Genomic DNA, 3042 nt, shown 5'->3' on the forward strand with positions numbered 1-3042 from the left:
ACGGGGAACGGGTATGCAGCTTTCTGCTTCTTGGGCTTTTTCGTGGTCATTGCATCGGTCATGGAACAGTCCTCTCAGGATTATTTCATGACCCCGTTCCACACAGAAAATCTGACAGGCTCCAAATTGCCTTTATTTTCAGCGGCATGACTCACCGCTTCCAGCGCTACTTCAGGCTCGCTTGCCTGCTCGCTCATCTGTTGGCGGTATGTCGAAAGGTTTTGTTAGGCGCTCTTATTTCCTCCAGCATCTCGAAGTGTATTGCCGAGTAGTCCCGCGTATCATTCCGTCCCTGCTTCAGCCAATAGGTAGTCTCGCTTCCGTCAACTCCAGCTGCGACTACGAATTTCATCTGCCCTTTACGCCAGCTCGAGCGAAGCCCTTGCTTCAAGGAGTACAGGTACTATCGCCAGGCGCAGTTCCTCCTTGGCAAACAACTTAGGGTTGCGCGCGCGTCCTTTAGACATTAACTACAGACCTTCATCTTCCAATTCTGTGTGTTTCCATTCGATATGCGAAGCAAGCCCCGAAAGATCAGGGAACATCGTGCCAGAGTTTATGCCGCAGCGATCCAAGTCACTTCTAATTGCCGGAAAGTTCTCGGCAGGAATCACGAATTTATCTAGTTTTTTCTTAAAATATCGATTGCTTTCCAAAGGGACAAACTTCTGATCTGCTTTTCCAATGAAGTGCACTGCAAATAAACCTGCTTGGACACGTACTCGGGCATTTGAATGACGTGGGACTATTATTTTTGTCCGCTTGATATCTATTACATTTTTATCTGAAACATCCATATAATCTTCTTCCCCTGGGGTGAGCACCCAAACAACTGCCGACTTCTTACCTTTTTCTGGGAGTTTTCTTCCTTTTGCGGGCTTCGCTACCGCAAACCACATGGCTAGCAACGGGTTCTCTGTCCAGTCTAAAAGGCGAGTTGCCATACCGTGATGCTGCGCCAGCGACATAAGCTCCCACTGAGTCATTGATAAACTTGCATATATTGCAGCTTGCCTCTCAAAATCATTAAGCATCGCCTTTTCGGCATCAAAGAAATCTCGCAAAATCCGAGCATCATTATATAGCCTCGCCAGCTTTGGTAGCAGTGGGAAATCTTCGCTTTGACCACAAAATGCTGAAAGGCTTCGCTTATCGCTAGCATGATTTCTATTTACGTACCCCAGATACTCTTCCAGACTATTTACTTCAATTGTTGAGATTTGTGCAGTTAACATAGTCCCTGGATCTGATGGCATTTCATCATCAACAAACCGATTACATAAACAATCGATATGGGTAAACTTTCCCCGGCAAGTCCGGCACATTCGCTATAGTCCGTGCCAGTCGTTGCGAGTACCGGATGCTTACCGGCACGGGGTCGTACAACGCGTCGTTATTCCAGTCCATTTTCGTCAGAGCAAGTGCCTCATGAGCGATCAGCTCCAGTTGGCCACTGCCGGCATGGCGAATGAGCTGAAGCGGCTTGGGAATGCTTTTTTTGCCTTGGTAGTAGTCACCGCTGCTGGAGACTTGGGGCGCATTGCCGGCCACCCAAACGAGGGCCGAATTGCCCGAACGGATAACCATCGTCCCGCGCGGAACTGGGTAACCCGAAGGCCTAGTCGGTGGCTGCAGCTGCTGGCCGTTTTGAATCAGCCAGACGCCTCGCCAGCACGACGCCATACCGACTTCGACACACTCGATTTCCGGTACCCCTGAAAGTGCATCGAAGGCGCCATCAATCTCTTCCTCCTTGAAGGACGTGGTCTTGTGGATCACCAACCGCTTTGGCAGCGTCCCGCCGTTACGGCCCTGGTACAGCCCTAGGCTTCGCGCAATTACCGCGCGCATATCGTCCCGACTCAAGAACGGGTTTCGCCGAGCCTCAGCGACATCCACCACCGGATCACGAGCTTCGAACGCCACGAATTGCATGCCGCCGCCGTCCATATCAAAGACTTGGGAGCAGCAAGTCACGAAATGAGCGTCACGCTGGTCGCCGCGAAGAGCGTAGGCAAGGCCAATGTACGCGGTATCAGCCGGTACGTCCTTCAGCGGCGCCAGCTTCCACGGTGTACCCGCAGCCTTCACGTACAGCGCAGTCGCGAGGCGCCACGCGAGCGATGCCTTATGCCTAAATGTGAACACGCGATCATTGAGCACCTGCGTGGGAACGTTGTACTTTGCACCGAGCGCCTTGAGTGCATCGTGGGCGTCAAAAAACCTGCCTCGAGTAGCCGGCGCCCAGGAATCGGGAAAGTGAACCAGCACGACGTCGAAATCATTTCGCATTGTTTCGAGGCGACGGAGCGCTGTGTCCATCGCCTGGAAAAGTCGAGTCTGGGCGTCGCCATCACCAGGGAGCTCGCCCAGGGATTCAGGCTATTTGATGTGCGCGCCAAGCGCGCTAACTAGCTTCACCTGAAAGAGGGCTTCGAAGCCGGGATAATTGGGCACGTACTCAGTACGGTCGCTAGGGGGATATGAGTTCCGTAGATCGGTCATAAGTTCACCACGTCGCCTGAATGCACTCTGGGGCCCAACCGTGGCAATTCGTATCTCCGACGTGTAGCCCCCAAACGAACCTTTAGAATAGGGACCGAAATTCGCAAGTCCTCGCAACGGATGCACATCCACTTGCTTGGGGTCCGACGGAGAAAACGTGAGTAACGGCTCGTCCAGCAAAGAAAACGGCGGTAGCATAGATGCCCGAGATGAACTGGTCATTATTTTGTCCTATTCAAATAGGCGTGATGATGTCCAGGTCGGCACCATCCCGTAAACGGGGAAACCGTGAACACGGCGTCAATGCCGGCGCCCTCCTCGACGCCGAAGGCACATACGGTCCCATCTTGAGCTGTCGTCAGGAGCTTCGCCCATGCATGGATTATTGACGCCCAGTTCTTGTTATACTTTTGCGCGGCTTTGTTGCATAAATCAATTGAGCGCGTAGTACCCCAAACCCCAGACGGATTTACGGCATGGTCACCGCTACGGTCGTGGGCGTGCCCAAGCGCGTGAAGCGATTGAGGATGGCGGCAC

Annotated in this window: 2 protein-coding genes; both read right to left on the reverse strand. The window is 52.8% G+C overall.

What is annotated here, in order from left to right; genetic code table 11:
- Positions 1–470: 470 nt before the first annotated feature.
- Entirely contained in the window at positions 471–1256 is a 786-nt protein-coding gene (locus J3U95_RS28025; protein ID WP_208281742.1) for an FRG domain-containing protein, read from the reverse strand.
- 19 nt (positions 1257–1275) lie between these two features.
- Positions 1276–2292 (reverse strand): argonaute/piwi family protein, encoded by a 1017-nt coding sequence (locus tag J3U95_RS28030; RefSeq protein WP_229520139.1) that lies wholly within the window; start codon positions 2290–2292, stop codon positions 1276–1278.
- Positions 2293–3042 lie beyond the last annotated feature (750 nt).

The sequence above is a fragment of the Massilia oculi genome (assembly GCF_017582745.1).
GTDB classification, from domain to species: domain Bacteria; phylum Pseudomonadota; class Gammaproteobacteria; order Burkholderiales; family Burkholderiaceae_D; genus Telluria; species Telluria oculi_A.

Coding starts and splice junctions, on each gene's coding strand:
- J3U95_RS28025 (WP_208281742.1), bottom strand. CDS start 1,256: ATGCCATCAGATCCAGGGACTATGTTAACTGCACAAATCTCAACAATT.
- J3U95_RS28030 (WP_229520139.1), bottom strand. CDS start 2,292: ATGCGAAATGATTTCGACGTCGTGCTGGTTCACTTTCCCGATTCCTGG.